20 protein-coding genes and 1 riboswitch are annotated in these 17,984 nt (G+C 49.7%); of the genes, 15 read left to right on the top strand and 5 right to left on the bottom strand.

All coding sequences use genetic code 11. The features are described from left to right. Positions 1-99: 99 nt before the first annotated feature. Positions 100-1,326 (top strand): bacillibactin exporter BcbE, encoded by a 1,227-nt coding sequence (gene bcbE / locus AC0LWN_RS19865; RefSeq protein WP_474668326.1) that lies wholly within the window; start codon positions 100-102, stop codon positions 1,324-1,326. A gap of 183 nt (positions 1,327-1,509) precedes the next feature. Continuing rightward, a complete protein-coding gene (locus AC0LWN_RS19860; RefSeq protein ID WP_474668324.1) occupies positions 1,510-2,157 on the top strand; it encodes a phosphatase PAP2 family protein in 648 nt (215 codons plus the stop codon). Positions 2,158-2,569: 412 nt separating this feature from the next. Here the strand turns inward: AC0LWN_RS19860 and AC0LWN_RS19855 are convergent, their stop codons facing one another. Next, on the bottom strand, positions 2,570-3,448 hold the full coding sequence (locus AC0LWN_RS19855) for an AraC family transcriptional regulator (RefSeq protein ID WP_474668322.1): 879 nt from the start codon (positions 3,446-3,448) through the stop codon (positions 2,570-2,572). 97 nt (positions 3,449-3,545) lie between these two features. Here AC0LWN_RS19855 and AC0LWN_RS19850 point away from each other — a divergent pair, with 97 nt between their 5' ends. Together AC0LWN_RS19850 and AC0LWN_RS19845 are read left to right on the top strand one after the other, a co-directional pair. After that, positions 3,546-4,877 (top strand): MATE family efflux transporter, encoded by a 1,332-nt coding sequence (locus AC0LWN_RS19850; RefSeq protein WP_474668594.1) that lies wholly within the window; start codon positions 3,546-3,548, stop codon positions 4,875-4,877. Between the two features lie 27 nt (positions 4,878-4,904). Then, positions 4,905-5,534: a sugar O-acetyltransferase gene (locus AC0LWN_RS19845; protein ID WP_458964218.1), complete on the top strand. Its 630-nt coding sequence runs from the start codon at positions 4,905-4,907 to the stop codon at positions 5,532-5,534. Between the two features lie 133 nt (positions 5,535-5,667). On the opposite strand, the gene AC0LWN_RS19840 is transcribed toward AC0LWN_RS19845, so the two are convergent. Then, a complete protein-coding gene (locus AC0LWN_RS19840; protein ID WP_474668320.1) occupies positions 5,668-7,146 on the bottom strand; it encodes a glycoside hydrolase family 5 protein in 1,479 nt (492 codons plus the stop codon). Between the two features lie 295 nt (positions 7,147-7,441). After that, positions 7,442-7,613, top strand: a riboswitch (FMN riboswitch). 220 nt (positions 7,614-7,833) lie between these two features. Between AC0LWN_RS19840 and ribD the strand changes: the two genes are divergently transcribed. From ribD to AC0LWN_RS19805, 7 genes are all read left to right on the top strand, one after another. Further along, a complete protein-coding gene (gene ribD, locus AC0LWN_RS19835) occupies positions 7,834-8,934 on the top strand; it encodes a bifunctional diaminohydroxyphosphoribosylaminopyrimidine deaminase/5-amino-6-(5-phosphoribosylamino)uracil reductase RibD (protein WP_474668318.1) in 1,101 nt (366 codons plus the stop codon). 42 nt (positions 8,935-8,976) lie between these two features. Next, the gene (locus AC0LWN_RS19830; RefSeq protein WP_474668316.1) at positions 8,977-9,645 is read left to right on the top strand and encodes a riboflavin synthase; all 669 of its coding nucleotides are present in this window, start codon (positions 8,977-8,979) and stop codon (positions 9,643-9,645) included. 62 nt (positions 9,646-9,707) lie between these two features. After that, positions 9,708-10,961 carry a bifunctional 3,4-dihydroxy-2-butanone-4-phosphate synthase/GTP cyclohydrolase II gene (locus AC0LWN_RS19825; protein ID WP_474668314.1) on the top strand — a complete coding sequence of 418 codons (1,254 nt, stop codon included), beginning with the start codon at positions 9,708-9,710 and terminating at the stop codon, positions 10,959-10,961. A gap of 38 nt (positions 10,962-10,999) precedes the next feature. Beyond that, a complete protein-coding gene (gene ribH / locus AC0LWN_RS19820) occupies positions 11,000-11,467 on the top strand; it encodes a 6,7-dimethyl-8-ribityllumazine synthase (protein WP_474668312.1) in 468 nt (155 codons plus the stop codon). A gap of 136 nt (positions 11,468-11,603) precedes the next feature. Continuing rightward, positions 11,604-12,395 (top strand): segregation and condensation protein A, encoded by a 792-nt coding sequence (locus AC0LWN_RS19815; protein WP_474668310.1) that lies wholly within the window; start codon positions 11,604-11,606, stop codon positions 12,393-12,395. Further along, entirely contained in the window at positions 12,364-12,966 is a 603-nt protein-coding gene (gene scpB, locus AC0LWN_RS19810) for an SMC-Scp complex subunit ScpB (protein WP_458964224.1), read from the top strand. Before AC0LWN_RS19815 ends, scpB begins: the two co-directional genes overlap by 32 nt. Before the next feature lie 175 nt (positions 12,967-13,141). Then, positions 13,142-13,864 carry a DUF2953 domain-containing protein gene (locus tag AC0LWN_RS19805; RefSeq protein WP_474668307.1) on the top strand — a complete coding sequence of 241 codons (723 nt, stop codon included), beginning with the start codon at positions 13,142-13,144 and terminating at the stop codon, positions 13,862-13,864. A gap of 75 nt (positions 13,865-13,939) precedes the next feature. On the opposite strand, the gene AC0LWN_RS19800 is transcribed toward AC0LWN_RS19805, so the two are convergent. Together AC0LWN_RS19800 and AC0LWN_RS19795 are read right to left on the bottom strand one after the other, a co-directional pair. Next, complete coding sequence (locus AC0LWN_RS19800; RefSeq protein WP_474668305.1) at positions 13,940-14,311, bottom strand: hypothetical protein; 372 nt, start codon at positions 14,309-14,311, stop codon at positions 13,940-13,942. After that, positions 14,280-14,426 carry a hypothetical protein gene (locus tag AC0LWN_RS19795; protein ID WP_474668303.1) on the bottom strand — a complete coding sequence of 49 codons (147 nt, stop codon included), beginning with the start codon at positions 14,424-14,426 and terminating at the stop codon, positions 14,280-14,282. The genes AC0LWN_RS19800 and AC0LWN_RS19795 overlap by 32 nt, the downstream gene beginning before the upstream one ends. Before the next feature lie 237 nt (positions 14,427-14,663). On the opposite strand from AC0LWN_RS19795, the gene ytfJ reads away from it, so the two are divergent. From ytfJ to AC0LWN_RS19775, 4 genes are all read left to right on the top strand, one after another. Then, positions 14,664-15,152 carry a GerW family sporulation protein gene (gene ytfJ / locus AC0LWN_RS19790; protein WP_458964227.1) on the top strand — a complete coding sequence of 163 codons (489 nt, stop codon included), beginning with the start codon at positions 14,664-14,666 and terminating at the stop codon, positions 15,150-15,152. Positions 15,153-15,355: 203 nt separating this feature from the next. Then, positions 15,356-16,549 carry a D-alanyl-D-alanine carboxypeptidase family protein gene (locus AC0LWN_RS19785; RefSeq protein ID WP_474668301.1) on the top strand — a complete coding sequence of 398 codons (1,194 nt, stop codon included), beginning with the start codon at positions 15,356-15,358 and terminating at the stop codon, positions 16,547-16,549. Further along, a complete protein-coding gene (locus AC0LWN_RS19780; RefSeq protein WP_474668299.1) occupies positions 16,546-17,211 on the top strand; it encodes a nucleoside recognition domain-containing protein in 666 nt (221 codons plus the stop codon). The genes AC0LWN_RS19785 and AC0LWN_RS19780 overlap by 4 nt, the downstream gene beginning before the upstream one ends. A 52-nt stretch (positions 17,212-17,263) precedes the next feature. After that, on the top strand, positions 17,264-17,752 hold the full coding sequence (locus AC0LWN_RS19775; RefSeq protein ID WP_474668297.1) for a spore maturation protein: 489 nt from the start codon (positions 17,264-17,266) through the stop codon (positions 17,750-17,752). Here AC0LWN_RS19775 and AC0LWN_RS19770 read toward each other — a convergent pair. Continuing rightward, on the bottom strand, positions 17,749-17,979 hold the full coding sequence (locus AC0LWN_RS19770) for a hypothetical protein (protein ID WP_458964231.1): 231 nt from the start codon (positions 17,977-17,979) through the stop codon (positions 17,749-17,751). The genes AC0LWN_RS19775 and AC0LWN_RS19770 overlap by 4 nt on opposite strands. Between the last annotated feature and the right edge of the window lie 5 nt (positions 17,980-17,984).

Genomic DNA, 17,984 nt, shown 5'->3' with positions numbered 1-17,984 from the left:
ATCTAATTTGCGAAAAGGAATCGGTTTGTCGCTTATGAATAAATCCAGCCTTGAGAATCACAATAAGTAGGGTGTGAATTCATAAAAGGTGGTTCTTCCATGAAAGGTACAAAAGGGGCATTGATTGCTCTGGCTTCCATTCCGCTGATAATGACACTCGGGAATTCCATGCTGCTGCCTGTTCTGCCGCAAATATCGAAAGAGCTGGGTATCAATGCTTTTCAAGTCAGTATGATCATTACTGTTTATGGTCTTATTGCCATCTTGATGATTCCAATTGCCGGATATTTATCTGACCGTTTTGGACGAAAAACCGTGATTTTACCCAGCCTCATTCTTGCTGCCTTAGGTGGAGCGGTCTGTGTTGCGGCTGCCTGGTTCTTTACTGGAGGAACTGCTTATTGGCTAATACTGGGGGGACGTTTTCTTCAGGGAATTGGAGCAGCAGGCGCATTTCCGATTGTACTTCCTTTAGTAGGGGATCTGTTCAAGGATGAAAAGCAGGTCAGTAAAGGATTGGGAATCATTGAGACCTCCAATACCTTTGGAAAGGTATTAAGTCCAATACTGGGTGCTTATCTGGGGACATTGCTGTGGTATGCGCCTTTTATAGCCATTCCTATCCTTTGTTTGATTTCATTTGTGCTGGTTGTGCTTCTCGTTAAAAAACCAGAGACAGGCGAGCAGGCTGCAAAAAAGAGCCTTGGGCAATTTTTAACCGTCATAAAAGGAATCTTGCATGAGAAGGGCCGCTGGCTGTATGCAATTTTCGCGATTGGTGGAATATGCATGTTTGCAACCTTCGGGGTCCTGTTCTATTTATCCGAGACCTTGGAAGCAAAGTATAACCTTCATGGAGCCACAAAAGGATTTGTACTGGCTATTCCCCTTGCCTTGCTGTGTCTGGCTTCTTATGGGAGCGGAAAGATCATCGGGAAAAATAAATTAGTAATGAAATGGCTTGGCTTCGGTGGAATAGCATTACTTACTGCGGCAATGTTCATTATTTGTTTTAGCCAAAATATTTATTTTATTGTAGGATTCCTATGTCTAAGCGGCATTGGGATTGGAGCAGCCTTGCCATGTATGGATGCACTAATCACAGAGGGTATTGAAAAAGACAACCGGGGTACAATCACTTCTCTTTATAGCAGTATGAGGTTTATCGGGGTTGCGCTGGGACCGCCGGTTGTTTCGCTCCTGATGAACCGGGCACATTGGGTCTTATTTGGCACAATGGCAGCAGTAGGGGCAGTCGGTGGAATACTGTCCTTGTTCGCTGTTACTCCGAGTAAAGAGAGGACTGAAGGGGACAACCAGAAGTAAAGAATTTCATCAAACCGCCAAAACCCAATCATATTAAGGGATTTTGGCGGTTTTTTTGTGTGCAGATTTGCTTTTGATCCTGATTGCCCAATATTCAGAAAATCTTTAGAAATTTCCCCTGAAGTTCTTCAGAGTTAATCTATACAATGGTGGCATTGATAATCCGATACAGGAGTTGAGAACTTGCCCCGCCTAAACCAACAAAACTCCCAGCCTGCATGGAAATCTCTGTTATGGCTTATTACTATTCCGGTCATAAATGTTTTTTATGGCATACTAAATGCTCCCAGAGAACATGTCTATAGTCTGGAAACGAGTCTGGACCGCATGGTTCCTTTTGTCCCTTCGTTTATTATCCCTTACTTACTATGGTACCCGTTTATTACCGCTGTACTGATTGCCCTTGCGTTTAAGAACAGGCAAATCTACTTTCAAACATTGCTTGCGCAATGCAGCGGCCTAATCATCTCTTATATCTTTTTTGCTCTGTTTCAAACCGTGATTCAGCGTCCCGATGTTCTGACAGAAACAGACTTTATTCACCGTATGGTTGTTTCTGTGTACAGCAATGATCAGCCATACAACTGTTTTCCAAGTATTCATGTGTTAACCAGCTATCTCATGCTGCGGGGATCACGCATATTCGGGCAAAGGATCTGGTTGTCGATTTCCGCAATGTCCGTTCTAATTATCGTCTCTACCGTGTTGGTGAAACAACATGTATTGGCAGATATTGCCGGGGGGATTCTAGTCGCAGAGTTGTGTTACCGGTTGGCAGGCAGAGTCATTTTATACGTGCGAAAAGACAACAATATTAAGCCGCCAGTATGATTGCCCGCCATGAGCATTTGAAAAGACTTCTTTTTATACTCATAAATGGTCTTCTGTGAGCTTCAATCCGGGGATATATACGATATTAATATAATTATGGCCGATTTTGTGAGAAAACAAACGATTTTTATACTATTCTGTAAGTGGGAACAAGAAGGTAAGGTGCAAGTGAGTACGGAAATCTGGTATTTCCATTGAACTACAACAACTCTCAACTTTTAAGGAGGGAACTTTATGATTCTCCAAGCTGTTTCGTTTATATTTTTGGTAACAGGTTTGTACTTCTCTATAAAAAGCTTAGTTAACTCTCAGTGGCTCGAAAAAATGGCTAAACGTCAACATGAAAGATTTCTCTATTATACAAGTACCAGCTATTCAAGTATGGAGGGGAACGACAATTAAGAAATGGATTTCATTGACCCTGTTTGCGAAAATCTTGTGGGATTTGACCTATTTGTTTACGAAAAACATACGAAAAATAGCTTGCAGTTTGAAAACCGCAGGCAATGGCTATCTCACCGACAGGTCTATTTGTCTCTCTTAGCATTTCACAGCTTTTTTGAATACGATACTGAGTCAAGTAATTATTGGGTGTCAGCCCAACGTATTTTTTGAATAGCTCACAGCATCTGCTCCTGCATACTGAACCGGCGACTGCAATCTCATCAATTGTTATTTTTGAGTCATAATTCTGATGAATGTGTCCAGTCATTTTACGGATTGTCATCCATGAAAGTTCATCATTAATATGTCCGGGAACCTGCTGTATATGATCCGCTATACTCGCACATAAAGATGCTGTCTGGGACAATAAACGAAGTAAATTGCCTGCATTGCTGTGCATCTCATCATAAATCTGGGCAAGTAAGAGCAAAATTTCCTGCTGCCAAGGAATTTGGGACGATAATAATAAAAAATCGTCAGTATTTGAACCGAATTTTTCTTCCAGGTACGCTTTTCCCGCGAGTGTGCCTTCACCAAGCAGTGAAGGATGGACGACGATTACAATGTAAGAGCAATCGTCCTTGTTTGCAGAAAAGCCGTAATGAAGACGTTTACTGTTTACGAAAATTCCATTACCTTTATCAAGAGAAACGGTTTGCCCGTTCACAAAATATTTCATTGACCCATCAAGCACTAAAATGAACTCTAAATCCGGGTGCCAATGACAAGCAGCAGCGTATTTATCGAATTGATAAAGCGTCCCTTTTCGTGCGTATAAAGGAAAATCCGGCAAATTATAATTTAATCTTTCAGATAAATCGGAAAATACTTCAAGTTGTTTGTCCATAGCTATACCTCATGAAAATATACGATTTTGATATTATAATAAACACTTTTGGAGGAGAAAACAAACGGAATCGAATACAAGTACATTCAATCGAGAGCTGTTATCCTTAGTAATTCCTATTGCACTGCAGAACCTTATATCAGCAACAGCAGTTTCAGCAGATGTTGTAATGCTGGGAGTTGTCGGGCAATCTGCAATGTCAGCCGTGTCATTGGCAGGACAAATAACCTTTGTTTTGACCTTATTTTATATGGGGATGTCAGCAGGAGCAGGTATTCTGGCTGCACAATATTGGGGGAAAAAGGATCTGCAAATCATTCAGCGGGTTCTTAGCATCGCCTGTGTGTTTTCTATTTGCATATCTCTTATCTTTTTCGTGATCTCCCTATTATTTCCAGATGCATTGATGCGCTTTTTTACGAAGGATGAGGAACTGATCGGATACGGTGCAAATTTTCTGCATACGATTTCTTTTTCCTATCTTGCAATGGGTCTTACTCAGATGTATCTCGGCGTGATAAGAAGTATGGAAAATGCACGTCTGAGTGCATTAATTAGCTCCGTAGGCTTGCTCCTGAATATTCTGCTGAACGCGCTGTGTATATTTGTCTTTTTTCCAGGCATGCCTGATAAAGCGATAACGGCGGTTGCCCTTGCGACAGTTATTGCACGTTTTTTTGAGCTTGGATGGTGTTTTGTTTATTCGATTACACGAGGGCCGGTTCGCTTCCAATTGCCTGTACGTGATGCTATACAGCGCAAATTGCTTAAGGATTACTTGAGATACACAATGCCCGTGCAAGGAAACTATATCGTTTGGGGAGGCGCTTTGGCTGCAACGGCTGCAATTATTGGACATGTAAATGCTGATATGGTCGCGGCTAATTCCGTTGCGTCGGTAGTAAAGAATCTGGCCGTTGTATTATGTGGAGGCATTGCCACAGGTGGATCGGTGCTTGTCGGAAAATATCTGGGTAATGGTGAAATCGAGATGGCAAAAAGAGCCGGGAGCAAGTTGAACTGGTATGCGCTGTTATTTGGCGTCCTTTCCGGTGTGATGATTTTGCTAATTAAACCGTTGGTGTTCTATGCGGTGGATTTGAATCAAAACGCGCAAGACTATCTTCATAGCATGCTTTATATATGTGCATATTATTGCATTGCCAAGTCGATGAATTCGACGACCATTGCCGGCATATTCGTCGCTGGAGGAGATTCCAAATTTGGGTTCTGGTGTGATACTGTGGTAATGTGGGGTATCATCTTGCCATTAAGTTATCTCTGTGCTTTTGTGTGGCGGGTGCCGCCGGTTGCTATGTATGCCGTAATCAGTTTGGATGAGCTTATCAAGCTGCCGGCCGCCTTAATGCGGTATCGCCAATTCAAATGGCTAAACAATATTACAAGAAATTTTGCTGAAGCAAAATAAAGGAATTTATACAAAAGGAGAAATAGAATGAATATTAGAGAACGAATGTCGAGCCTGCAATTGTTTACCGATCATGATGCTAACTATCCCGAGGAGGCTGCTGAACTTGCCCGTGCCCGCCAGCGCGGCAAAGCGCTTTGTTATGAGATTAACCGCTTGCATCCCGATGATACGGAGAAGCGGTCGGAACTGATGAAGGAGTTATTTGGAAGCATGGGGGAGAACGTATGGATGGAACCTCCTATTCGCATGGCATATGGCTCTAACACCACGGTAGGAAGTAATGTCTATATTAACTTTAATTTGACTGTCGTAGATGATTATAAAGTTACAATTGGAGACAATGTAATGTTCGGCCCTAACGTGACAATTGCAGTTACGAACCATCCGGTACATCCTGATCTGCGCAGGGAAGGCGGGATGTACGCCCTGCCGGTAGTGATTGAGGATGATGTATGGATTGGCAGCGGCGCTATCATTGTGCCAGGCGTTACCCTTGGCAAGGGTTGTGTCATCGGTGCAGGAAGTGTAGTTACCAAGGATATTCCGGCTAATGTAATAGCTGTCGGAAACCCATGCAAGGTACTTCGTGAAATTACAGAGAACGACAGAGTATATTACTACAAAGACATGCGGGCAGATCAGGTCCAATGGTAAAGGGTGAAATCTCTGGGAAGCTGATTGATGGTTTCCGGATGAAAGTTACTTAATACCTGGAACATAACGGCTACGCCGTCCTTCACTGGACAGCGTAGCCGCAGTTTTTTAACCTAGTGATGTCAGAGATACATCATTGAAGCGTTACGTTGTCAACGTAAACGGCTGTCTGACCGTAGCTGTTCGCCGAGGCGAGAAATTGTACACCGATTTCCCTGACATCGCCAAGATTGGCTGCTGTTGCAAGGTTGATTGACAGCGTCGTACCTGTAGAAGAATTAAGCTTGACGGCATTGCCTGCATACCAAGTCCAGCCTGAGCCTGTCTTAACATAAATCTTGGCATAGAGGCCGTCACCTGCAGAGCCCCAAGCTGCATGTTTGACGGTTGCGCTTAACGTTGTCTTGCCGCTTAGGTTGCGGTTTTGCGTGAGGAACAGAGTGTGTTGGGAATTACCGGACATTATGAGATCCGATTTAAGAGAATTGCTGCCCTTGGATGACCACTCGTTGACACTCCATGGACCATTGGATATATTCGAACCGGTCCAGCCCTGCGTACTGCCTTCGAAGTCATACAAGGTGGTCGCATTACCGCTGGGGTCCGAAGGATGTCTCCACTCGGCGTACTGGGCGTGACCGGCAAGGATGCTTTTCAGATAGTTGCCTCCTGCTGTGAGGCTCCCATTGGTATTGAAAATGCTGGCGCCTTCCGTCTTGTCATTGATCGCCCAGTTAGCCCATGACAGGTTGTTCTGATTCATCCAATTGAGCCATTGATTCGTAGAATCGTAATTAATGCTGCCGTCGCCGTCCGCATTGACGAAGCCCATCTCGGTAACAAAAAGCGGAATACCCTTGCTCATTGCGTAGTTGGCTTTGTCCCGAAGCGACTGAAAATGAGATCCAGCGTAAAAATGCAATGTATAGGCGATATTGCTGGTGGATGTAATGGGATCGTTCGCTGCCAGGTCTACATCCTGAGACCAGAACGGTGTGCCAACGATAATCAGATTGTCGGAATGTTGACGAATGACCGGAATAACTTGCTCGGCGTAACTTTTGATTGTCCCCCATGAGACTTGTGTAGGTTCGTTGTAAATCTCAAAGATGACATTGTCATAGCTCCCGTATTCCTGCGCCATCCGGCTGAAGAAGCTTTTGGCGGCGTTGACGTTGTTGTGTGCGTCATGTGAGTGCCAATCAATGATGACATAGATCCCTTTTGCGATTGCCGCATTAACGATATCACGAACTTTGGACTCGTCAGCCGTGTTATACGGATTTCCGCTGGGGTCCACGCCATAAGCCGCTCTTACGATCTCCACCTGAAATTCATCCACCATCCGGTTCACAGTAGCGGCATTCCAGAACGGACCTGACCAGTTGCTCCAAAAGAAGCTTGCTCCTTTGACCATCATGGGCTGATTCGTTTTAGAGCCGTTAATCTTGTTTCCGTTTGCTTTCATTTCGCCAAAATAACTTACCGGGTTGGCATACGCGGTTGCCGAGGCAGGCGTTACAGGAATGGCCGCTTGAACAAGCAGCGTTAAAACAGTGAACAGCAGGATTTTGACTAACGGCTTGACGGATGACTTGATTAATATATTCATAATTCTCTTCTCCTTAGATAGGATATGGTCATTCAGGAAATTTGGAAAATAAAAAGTTCGATCTAATCCCAAAACCATCATAAAGAAAGCGTTTTCAACAAGTGATATCACCTCCTTCATTTGCCATATCTATTCCAGTTCTCTTCCTCTGACGCAATATAACCCCTTAAAAATACATTTTATTCTACTATTTGTCAATTACTCAACTCGTAACTGAAATACTTGCGTTTTTCGAGCAGCAGTGGTAATATTTTCGCTAAGTTAAGCCTGTGGTAGAAAACGAACTAAATATGTGATTATCCTTCAGGGCAGGGTGCAATTCCCTACCGGCGGTGATGCTGCTGTATATTAGCTGAGAATGCTGATTGCGCTGCTCAGTCCGCTACCCGCTTCGTATGGTTCATACGGACGGTGGACCCGGTGCAATTCCGGGACCGACAGTATAGTCTGGATGGAAGAAGGAGAGATTGACGTTCTGTGCTTGTGTAGACAGGCGTAGTGCAGTGTTTTCGAATATTATGTGCGAACTTTCACAAAAGGGGACTTTTGACTGTAGGATCGCGCAGTTTTATTTGAATTGCCGTAAACTCTCGTATAACCCGTCTTGAACTCCTCCTGGAGATTGAGACGGGTTTTCTGTTCTGAACTGAAATTCAGCTTATACATCAATGTGATCGGAGGCAAGACATGGATAGAATGAACGACGAGTTTTATATGTCGCTGGCGCTGGATATGGCGGAAAGAGCACAAGGACAGACAGGCATCAATCCGGTTGTCGGCTGTGTTGTTGTGAAGGATGGAGCGATGATCGGGCTTGGAACCCATCTGCAGCGCGGGACAGGCCATGCGGAAGTGCATGCGCTGAATATGGCCGCAGGCAAAGCGCAGGGCAGCACAGCTTATGTAACCCTGGAGCCATGCAGCCATTATGGCAAGACACCGCCCTGCAGCCAAAGACTGATTGATGAAGGCGTCGCCCGGGTGGTTGTAGCCTGTGAGGACCCTAATCCTCAGGTTGCCGGCCGGGGAATTGCCATGCTGCGCGAGCAGGGGATTGAGGTAGAAGTAGGGCTGTTGCGCAGCCGTGCGCTAAGGCTGAATGAGAAATTTATCAAATACATTTTGACCAAGCAGCCATTTGTTACGCTGAAGAGTGCCAGTACACTGGATGGCAAACTGGCGACCCGGACGGGAGACAGCAAATGGATTTCGAACGGTCAGGCGCGGGAGATTGTACATACGCTCCGGCACCGTCATCAGGGGATTATGGTCGGCGTCAATACCGTAATTGCCGACAATCCGTCCCTGACGACCCGGATGGAAGTGCCGGGACTGAATCCGGTCCGTATTGTCATCGACTCCACGCTGCGCATTCCGCTGGACGCAGCCGTTGTGTGTGACAAACAAGCGCCAACGATTGTCGTAACTACAGAATCCGCTGATCCGGTGAAGCGTGCGGCGCTTACGGATGCTGGTGTCCAGATCGTGGTTAGCGGCGCAGGGCCGCGTGTAGACCTGCAGGCTGCGATGATTGCGCTGGGGGAGCTCGAGATCGGCTCGATTCTGCTCGAAGGCGGCGGAACCTTGAACGGCGCGATGCTGGAGAGCGGACTTGTGGACCGGGTTATCCTCTTCTTCGCTCCGAAGATCGTGGGCGGCGGCGTGGCTGCGCCGGGGACCTTCGACTTTCCGGGCGTCGAGCTGATGCGTGATGCGATCACCTTAGAGGGATTGGAAGTGGAAGTGCTCGGGGATAATGTGTGTATCAGCGGCACGCCCATCCGCTAACCATGCGGGTGTTAGCCTAACAATATTTCAGGAGGGGATCACATGTTCACAGGCTTGATTGAGGAAGTCGGCGTCCTGCGCGGTGTCACCAGCGGAGGAGAGATGATGGTGCTGAATATCGGCGCTTCCCTCATCATGGATGATCTGAAAATCGGCGACAGCGTGTCCGTGAACGGGGTCTGTCTTACGGCGACCTCAATCGGCGACCATTCGTTCACTGTTGACGTCATGCCGCAGACCTACCGCAACAGCACGCTGAAGGAGCTGCGCAGTGGCAGCAAAATGAACCTGGAGCGGGCGATGGCCGCCGGCGGACGTTTTGGCGGACATATCGTTCAGGGCCATGTCGATGGAACCGGTGAAATCCGCAGCGTGAAGCGCGACCAGAATGCGGTCGTATTCGAGATTGCGCCGGAGCGCAAATCGCTGTTCAAATTTATTATTCCCAAAGGCTCCATCACGATTGACGGCATTAGCCTGACAGTGGTTAACACCACGTCGTCCCTGTTTACCGTTTCGGTGATTCCACATACCCTTGGAGAAACAGTGCTTGCGCATAAGCGGCCGGGAGACCGGATCAATATTGAATGCGATGTGCTCGGCAAATATGTTGACCATCTGCTGAACTACGGTTCCCGCTCCGGCAATGAGGAAGAAGAGAACAGCTCCCGGATCAGCCATGATTTTCTCGCGGCGAACGGGTTTGTATAATTAAGATTTGGCTTACGGCTAAGCTCGTCAGGGCTTCGTAAAGCTATCAGGAGGACAGAAATATGAGCCAGCAAGACAAGAAGGAAAGTATCCTCGACCCTATCGAAGATGCCATTTATGACCTGATGCGCGGCAAGGTTATCATCGTGGTCGATGATGAGGACCGCGAGAATGAGGGGGATTTCATCGCCCTCGCTGAACGCGCCACACCGGAAGTGATCAATTTCATGATCACGGAAGGACGCGGGCTGGTCTGCGTGCCGATTACGGCAGAGCGGGCAGAGGAGCTGGATTTGAAGCCGATGGTGGCGAACAACACCGATAACCACGGCACCGCTTTTACCGTCTCCATCGATCACAAGGACACCACCACCGGGATTTCTGCCGGAGAGAGATCCATGACCATCAAGGCGCTGATGGACCCGGATGCGAAGCCCTCCGACTTCCGCAGACCGGGCCATATGTTCCCGCTGATCGCGAAGAAGGGCGGCGTGCTGCGGCGCTCCGGCCACACGGAAGCGGCTGTCGATCTCGCCCGCATGTGCGGCGCCTATCCGGCCAGCGTCATTTGCGAGGTGGTCAAGGAAGATGGAACAATGGCCCGTCTGCCGGATCTGGTGGAGATTGCCCGCAAGCATGATCTTAAGCTGATCAGCATCAAGGACCTCATTCATTACCGCAATGAGAAGGAACACCTGGTTACCCGTGAAGTGTCGGTGAAGCTCCCGACGGATTTCGGCGACTTCCAGACCATCGCCTACACGAACGAGGTAGATGACAAAGAGCATGTCGCCTTGGTCAAAGGCGATATTACCGGGGAGGAGCCGGTGCTGGTGCGGGTGCATTCCGAATGTCTGACCGGCGATGTGTTCCACTCCCACCGCTGCGACTGCGGCCCGCAATTCGAAGCGGCGCTGCGCCAGATTGAAGCGGCGGGCCGGGGGGTTCTGCTCTACATGCGTCAGGAAGGCAGAGGCATCGGCCTGATCAACAAGCTTCGCGCCTACAAGCTTCAAGAGGAAGGTCTCGATACCGTTGACGCCAACCTGAAGCTGGGCTTTCCGGCGGATTTGCGCGATTATGGTATCGGAGCGCAGATTCTTAAAGACCTTGGCGTCAGCAAGATCAGGCTGCTGACCAACAACCCGCGCAAGATCAAAGGCCTGGAAGGCTACGGTCTTGAGGTTGTGGAGCGTGTGCCGATTCAAATGCCGGAGAACAAGGACAATACCAAGTATCTCCATACAAAGCAGGCCAAGCTGGGCCATCTGCTGTCTTTTGACGACATTGAGCAAAATGAGGATTCCAAGCGTTAAAATCCATATAATTTACTAATGAAGGGTAGATGAATACAATGCCAAACTTTTTAGAAGGACATTTAGTATCCGAGGGATTGAAATACGGGGTAGTCGTAGGACGTTTCAATGAATTCATTACAAGCAAGCTGCTGTCCGGCGCGCTCGATGCCTTCAAGCGTCATGGCGTAGCTGATGATGAAGTGGATGTGGCCTGGGTTCCGGGCGTGTTCGAAATTCCTTTGATCGCGCAAAAAATGGCCGAAAGCGGCAAATACGATGCGGTCATTACACTCGGCACCGTCATCCGTGGATCTACAACCCATTATGACTATGTGTGCAATGAGGTTGCCAAAGGCGTAGCGGCAATCAATCTCAAGACAGGCATCCCAACTATATTCGGCGTAGTAACAACCGAAAATATTGAGCAGGCCATCGAGCGTTCCGGAACCAAAGCCGGCAACAAAGGCTGGGATGCTGCGACTGCTGCCATTGAAATGGCGAACCTGAATAAGCTCTTTAAATAAGAGAGCCACTTGACGAATGGGCCTCAAACGTGCTTATTTATATGTATAAGAAGAAAGCATGGTCAATAAGAACTTTCTACTTGTGTAGCGCCCGGGCGGCGCTGCACTTTACTTTTTTTTGGCGGGAGGAAACCGCGTGACGGTATTGTACAAGCTGGAGACATTCGAAGGTCCGCTCGATCTGCTCTTGCACCTAATTGACAAGGCGGAAATCGACATCCAGGACATTCCGGTCAGCGAGATCACCGAGCAGTACATGGATTACCTGCGGAGCATGCAGGAGCTTGAACTGGATATTACCAGTGAATTCCTGGTGATGGCTGCAACGCTGCTGTCGATCAAGAGCAAGCTGCTGCTTCCGAAGCCGCCTGTGATCGAAATCGAGGATTTCGAATATTACGAGGACGACGGCTACGATCCGCGTGCGGAGCTGGTTCAGCGCCTGATTGAATACCGTAAATTTAAGAGCATCGCCGTGCAGCTCCTGGATATGGAGAGCGAGCGCAGCCTGATTTTTACCAAGGAGCCGGAGGACCTGGGGCCTTTTGTGCCGGCACAGATCGACAATACGCTAAAAGGTCTGCACACCGCGGACCTCATTGCCGCATTCCGCAAAGCGCTCAGCAAAGCAGCCAGAAGATCCTCCTATCAGCGGATTACGCGTGACGAGATTTCGGTGAAGGACCGGATTCGGGACGTTTCGGAAGCGCTGCGGCGCAAAGGCGTGGGCGGGAGGCTGCGTTTCTCTTCCCTGCTGGATGATGACATGGCCCGGTATGAGATTGTGGCCACCTTCCTAGCGATCCTGGAACTCATGAAGATGAAGGCGATTTATTGCTATCAGGAGAAATTGTTCGACGACATTGTGATGGAGTGGAGAGGAGACGAAGCATTCAGTGGATTACAAAACGCTGAAATCAATTATTGAAGGACTGCTGTTTTTGTCCGGCGACGAAGGATTATCCGTCCGTCAAATTGCCGAGATTACCGAGCAGCGGCCTGACCTCGCCGGAAAAGCGCTGGAGGAACTGAAAGAAGACTATGTTTCGCAGGAACGCGGCTTGCAGGTTGTGCAGATTGCCGGGAATTACCGGCTGGCTACGCTGCCGGACCATGCACCTTATTTTGAGCGGCTCGCTTATTCGCCTTCCAGATCTTCCTTATCCCAGGCGGCGCTGGAGACACTCGCTATTGTTGCTTACCGTCAGCCGATTACCAGAGTGGAGATTGAAGAGATTCGCGGCGTCAAGTCCGAACGGGCGATTCATACGCTGAACAACAAGGATTTGATCCAGGAAGTGGGGCGTGCGGAGGCTGTTGGCCGTCCGATTCTGTACGGAACGACCAAATCCTTCCTGGAGAGCTTCGGACTGGCCGACCTGAAGGAGCTGCCGGAGCCGTCGAACTTCGATACCTCTGAAGACCTGGAAGAGGAAACACAGCTTCTGTTCAGCAAGCTGGACAGTCAGATGACCTTCGATGATGTCGAGCAATCATAGAATAGGACTATGGAAACCGCTGTGAAGCCTTCTTCCATCATTCACAATGCCAATGGGCAGCGGCGTGAAATGGTGGGAGGGGGCTTTTTTGCGCGGGCACCGAATTTTTTCCAGACGGACATGCCATACTAATCCAAAGGCTCCCAATTATTATGGTTGCATGGAGGTTACTTTCGTGGCATTATGGCTGGCAATACCTTTGGCCCTGCTCCTGCTTGCGGTTGCACTGATTCTACTGATACTGTCCTCGAGTATTCACTTTCATTTTCGGTTATTCAGGCTGGGGAAGGATGACCGGGTGGAATTTGATATTAAAGCCGTATTTGGACTGGTTAAGTTTCATTATGAGCTGCCTGCGCTGGTTTTTGAGAACATCAAACGGGGGGTCATGGTAAAACTGGAGGAGAGCGGCATTGCTCCGTTCAGGAAGGATGAAGATCTGGAGGAGCAAATCAACAAGGAGTGGATTTCGACATGGCTGGACAATATCCGCAAGGCGCTGAAAGCGACCCGGGGATTGAGCAAATGGATGAAAGATACGCTGTCCCATGTCCAGATCACCAAGCTCGACTGGTCTACCGATTTCTCTCTGGGCGATGCCGCAAATACGGCGGTTGCAGCGGGAGCGCTATGGGGCATAAAGGCAAGCATAATAGGCTGGCTGTCCCAGCAGGTCCGGATGAAAAAAGCTCCGCGGCTGTTTGTTGTACCTGTCTTTCAGGATGAGCTGAGTTTCTCTACAGAAGCAGTGTGCGCAGGAAAGCTGTCTGCTGGTTATGCGTGTTATGCCGGATTGCGGCTGCTGCGCCGTATCTCCAAAGAAGCGGGGGGACTAGGCCAGTGGAAGGAGCTGCTGAAACGCAACAAGCCGGACAGATCCCAGGAGAATTCGGATTAAAAAGCATGCCAAAAAGGCAGCGTGTTAAGGCAAGTGGGCTTGCTAGGCTGCCTTATGGTTTGTGCTGGAAGCGGCTCAGACCGGAACAGTCAAATCAAAGCTCTCTCCGTTGAGCTGAACGGGAATATGTTCCCGTCCATCGAGGTAAGCTACTGTCCCCATAGCCATCAGCCCTTCGGGGCTGGCGCCGACAAAGAAGCTGCCGGTATCTTTTTTCAAAATCTGAGACTGGCCGTTATTTACGTAGTAGTGATACCAGAAGGGAAGTCCTCCTAGTTTATGCTGCTTGCCCCCTTGCTCGCTGAGGAATACATGCTCAAAATAACAGGTGCTGTTGCCTTTGATGGTGTCAAACCAGATGGATTTCAGAAATTGAATCCACTCTTCCATAGAACAGCCTGCTTTGAGCTGATGATTATCCTCCGCATATTTGCGTGCGAGCCGCATAGGCGGCGTGTTGGCAGCGAACTTGAGAAATTCGTTGATCTTCGCTTACACCTTTGATGAGCGGCAGCACTCCGTTGCTTTTCATATCCGCTTCCCAAATCTCGTTAAAAATCATCTTTTTGCCTCCCGGTGATGTGTTTGCCTTCCTGATCATTTTTGGTTCGGCTGTTGATATTTATGTGGGTCGAATTTTAGAAGGATTAATTTAGGGAGCATGCCCAACTGCGGATTTATCCCGGCGGCAGGGCGTGATGAATTTCTTATTGTTGTACATATCATGCCCGTGATGTGAGCAAACTGTAAAAGAGTAGGTTATTCCCTTACTTTTCAGACAGCAGAGGAGGAGTAGTTGATGTCAGATCACCCGATTCAAGGTCTCATGCAGACCGCTATGGAAAATATTAAAGGCATGGTGGATGTCAATACAATTGTTGGAGACCCGGTGGAAACCCCCGATGGCAGTGTCATTTTGCCGATCAGTAAAGTGGGGTTCGGCTTTGCCGCAGGCGGCAGTGATTTCCGGGTAGAGGATGACGGACCGGGAGTAAACGGCGCAGGAGCAGGTGTCAAGATGCTTCCGTTCGGAGGCGGTAGCGGCGGCGGGGTATCCATCCGTCCAATTGCTTTTCTCGTAGTGGGCCGGGAAGGTGTGCATACGGTGCCGCTCGACAATCAGACTCATTTGTTTGAGAAAATTATTGATGCAGCCCCGGGGCTGATTGATAAAATTCAAAGCATGTTTCCAAACGGCACAACCGAAGGGGCAGAAGTAGTGGTAACCCCGGCGGTCAAAACAACGGTTAGACACGAGCCGGTCTCCTCGGAATCATCGACTCACTAGTGTGCAGCTCTTTGCCCGGATACTACAATGGATTGGGGATGTCGCCTTGAGTGGGGCGGTGTCCCTTTTTTTTGAGCATACACAGGGTTGATGCGGACCCTGATTCAAGAGATGGACATACCTACCCGCCGCGCCGCATATACTTGTACAACACAAGCGCGATTCCCTGTACTCCCTGATTAAGAACTGATAGAAGCCGGAGGATGAACATGAAGACATTACCATTCAAATCGTCGATGATGGGTTTACTGTGCGCCTTGCTGCTCTTTGCGGCTCCGCAGCCTTTGCTCCGTGCCGAGAACAGCACCATCAATACCCATGCCCGGGCGGCAGCGCTGATTGATGTGGCATCCGGAAGGATTCTGTACAGCAGCCGTGGAGATGAGCGGATGCTGATTGCCAGCCTGACCAAAATCATGACCGCACTCGTGGCTATAGAGAATGGAAGCCTGAATTCCAAGGTCAAGGTCGGGAAAAATGCCTTTGCCAAGGAAGGCTCTTCCCTGTTCTTGAAGCAGGGGGAAGAAATGACGCTTGAGGATATGCTCTACGGTCTGATGCTGCGTTCAGGCAATGATGCGGCTACAGCAATTGCCGAGCATGTCGGCGGATCGGAGGAGGGTTTCGTCTATATGATGAATGCCAAGGCAGAGGAGCTTGGATTAAAGAATACCCGCTTTGCCAATCCGCATGGGCTTGATGCCGAGGGGCATTATTCGAGCGCCAATGATTTGGCTGTGCTAACCGCCTATGCCATGCATAACCCTGTTTTCAAAGAAATCGTGAGAACCGAAGTAAAGACGGCGGATAACCCTTATGAGAAATGGGACTACAAATGGAGCAACAAAAATAAAATGCTGCGCCTCTATGAAGGAGCGGACGGAGTGAAGACCGGTTATACCAAAAAAGCGCTGCGCTGCCTGGTCAGCTCCGCTACCCGCAACGGACAGCAGCTCGTCGCGGTTACGCTCAATGACGGCAATGACTGGAATGACCATGCTTCACTGCTGGATTTTGGGTTCAATCACTATCCGCTCAAGACATTGGTTGAACGCGGAGAGGGCATCAGCGGCTACAAATTTGTAGCCGGCAGGAAGTTTGCGTATCCGCTGGGGCAGGGAGAGGAAGCTCACCTTGTGACGAAGCTTGTGCTGAATCAGCCGAAGAAGCGCAGCGGGAGCAGCTTTGGCCTCAAGGGGACGCTGGTGCTGCAGCTTGGCGGCAGGGAAATAGGCCGGGTTCCGGTCTATACTCCGGATCAGCTGCCGCCGGAGCACTCGGCCTACGAGAAGAGATATAGCCCGGCAGGAGCTGCCGCTTATCCGGCAGCCCACTGGCTGCAGGCGCTGGGAAGCGCACTTCGGGCATTGTTTGAATTAGGGGGGAAAGCATCATGATCAATGGGATTTGGCTGGGGATGATATTGATCGGCTTTGTATTTGCCGCCGTGAACGGCAGGATGGATGAGTTCACCGCGGCTGTGTTCGACGGCGCGAAGAACGGAGTCACAGTCAGCTTCGGCCTGATCAGTGTGCTGGTGTTCTGGATGGGAATCATGCGGGTGGCCGAGGATGCTGGCCTGCTGAAGAAAATCGCCAAGGTGCTTGGGCCGGTAGTAGCCTTCTTGTTCCCGGATGTGCCGAAGGGACATCCGGCGATTGGCTATATCCTCTCTAACATGAGCGCCAATCTCCTTGGGCTCGGCAATGCGGCAACGCCGATGGGTATCAAGGCGATGCAGGAGCTGCAGACGCTTAACCCAGACAAGGACACCGCCACTCCGGCGATGTGTACGCTGCTCGCCTTGAACACGGCCAGCATTACGCTTATCCCGGCTACACTGATAGCGATTCGCCTCAATTACGGCTCGGCGGACCCGGCGGGTATCGTCGGTACGACGCTTGCTGCAACGGCGGTAGCGACGTTTGCCGCCATTGCTGCAGACAGGCTGTGCCGCCGCCTGACTCTGATGCGCAGACCGCCGGGGCCGCCTGCCCTGAGGTCCGGCAAGTCTGCCGGAGGGAGCGCTACGCTCCCGCATTCTTCACTGAAAGGGTGAGCTTGCCTTGTTCCAGCTAATCAGCCTTATCTCAGCTTGGGCGATTCCAGTTATGATTACCTTCATTCCGCTATACGCATTTACACGCAAGGTTCCGGTCTATGAATCGTTTGTCGAAGGAGCCAAGGACGGATTTGGCACGGCAATAGCTATCATACCGCATCTCGTCGGCATGCTCGTTGCCATCAGCGTCTTTCGCGCCTCCGGCGCGCTGGACTTCCTGATGGGCTACATCGCTCCCGCGCTGCAAAGATTTGGCGTACCGCCGGAGGTGCTGCCGCTCGGACTGCTCCGGCCACTCACGGGCACGGGCTCACTCGCCTATACCACCGATCTGATCCGTGTCCACGGACCGGACTCCCTGATCGGGATGATCGCCTCCACCATCCAGGGCAGCACCGACACCACGCTCTACGTGCTCACCGTCTATTTCGGCGCTGTAGGCATCCGAAACGGCCGTTACGCCCTTAAGGTCGGCCTCTTCTCCGACATCGTCGGCTTCGTCGCAGCTATAGCTGTATGCCTGCTGGTGCTTGGTTAGAGAAACCAATACGTGAACAGATCATTAAAGGGCTTGTAGATTATCATGACCAGCATCAGCGGGCTGGGCACATTAATTTTGTATGCGGAGCATGCGGTGGCGGCGAGACCCGCGAGCCAGAACAGGAAATAGACGAGGAGGTCGCGAGGCTTCCGTTTGCGGATGAGGGCAGGCAAGTCCCATGCCGCACATCCGGCGGCAATCGCTACAAATAACAGAAACAGCATAGGGC

The organism is Paenibacillus sp. sgz302115 (assembly GCF_056120445.1).
Note: the sequence above shows the minus strand (reverse complement) of the source record. Positions and strands in the feature narration are given on the sequence as shown.

What these genes read in the sequence shown, in the direction of transcription:
- bcbE (WP_474668326.1), top strand. Translation starts at nt 100, where the DNA reads ATGAAAGGTACAAAAGGGGCATTGATTGCTCTGGCTTCCATTCCGCTG.
- AC0LWN_RS19855 (WP_474668322.1), bottom strand. Translation starts at nt 3,448, where the DNA reads ATGGACAAACAACTTGAAGTATTTTCCGATTTATCTGAAAGATTAAAT.
- AC0LWN_RS19845 (WP_458964218.1), top strand. Translation starts at nt 4,905, where the DNA reads ATGAATATTAGAGAACGAATGTCGAGCCTGCAATTGTTTACCGATCAT.
- AC0LWN_RS19840 (WP_474668320.1), bottom strand. Translation starts at nt 7,146, where the DNA reads ATGAATATATTAATCAAGTCATCCGTCAAGCCGTTAGTCAAAATCCTG.
- ribD (WP_474668318.1), top strand. Translation starts at nt 7,834, where the DNA reads ATGGATAGAATGAACGACGAGTTTTATATGTCGCTGGCGCTGGATATG.
- AC0LWN_RS19830 (WP_474668316.1), top strand. Translation starts at nt 8,977, where the DNA reads ATGTTCACAGGCTTGATTGAGGAAGTCGGCGTCCTGCGCGGTGTCACC.
- AC0LWN_RS19825 (WP_474668314.1), top strand. Translation starts at nt 9,708, where the DNA reads ATGAGCCAGCAAGACAAGAAGGAAAGTATCCTCGACCCTATCGAAGAT.
- ribH (WP_474668312.1), top strand. Translation starts at nt 11,000, where the DNA reads ATGCCAAACTTTTTAGAAGGACATTTAGTATCCGAGGGATTGAAATAC.
- AC0LWN_RS19800 (WP_474668305.1), bottom strand. Translation starts at nt 14,311, where the DNA reads ATGCGGCTCGCACGCAAATATGCGGAGGATAATCATCAGCTCAAAGCA.
- AC0LWN_RS19795 (WP_474668303.1), bottom strand. Translation starts at nt 14,426, where the DNA reads ATGATTTTTAACGAGATTTGGGAAGCGGATATGAAAAGCAACGGAGTG.
- ytfJ (WP_458964227.1), top strand. Translation starts at nt 14,664, where the DNA reads ATGTCAGATCACCCGATTCAAGGTCTCATGCAGACCGCTATGGAAAAT.
- AC0LWN_RS19785 (WP_474668301.1), top strand. Translation starts at nt 15,356, where the DNA reads ATGAACATGAAGACATTACCATTCAAATCGTCGATGATGGGTTTACTG.
- AC0LWN_RS19780 (WP_474668299.1), top strand. Translation starts at nt 16,546, where the DNA reads ATGATCAATGGGATTTGGCTGGGGATGATATTGATCGGCTTTGTATTT.
- AC0LWN_RS19775 (WP_474668297.1), top strand. Translation starts at nt 17,264, where the DNA reads ATGATTACCTTCATTCCGCTATACGCATTTACACGCAAGGTTCCGGTC.
- AC0LWN_RS19770 (WP_458964231.1), bottom strand. Translation starts at nt 17,979, where the DNA reads ATGCTGTTTCTGTTATTTGTAGCGATTGCCGCCGGATGTGCGGCATGG.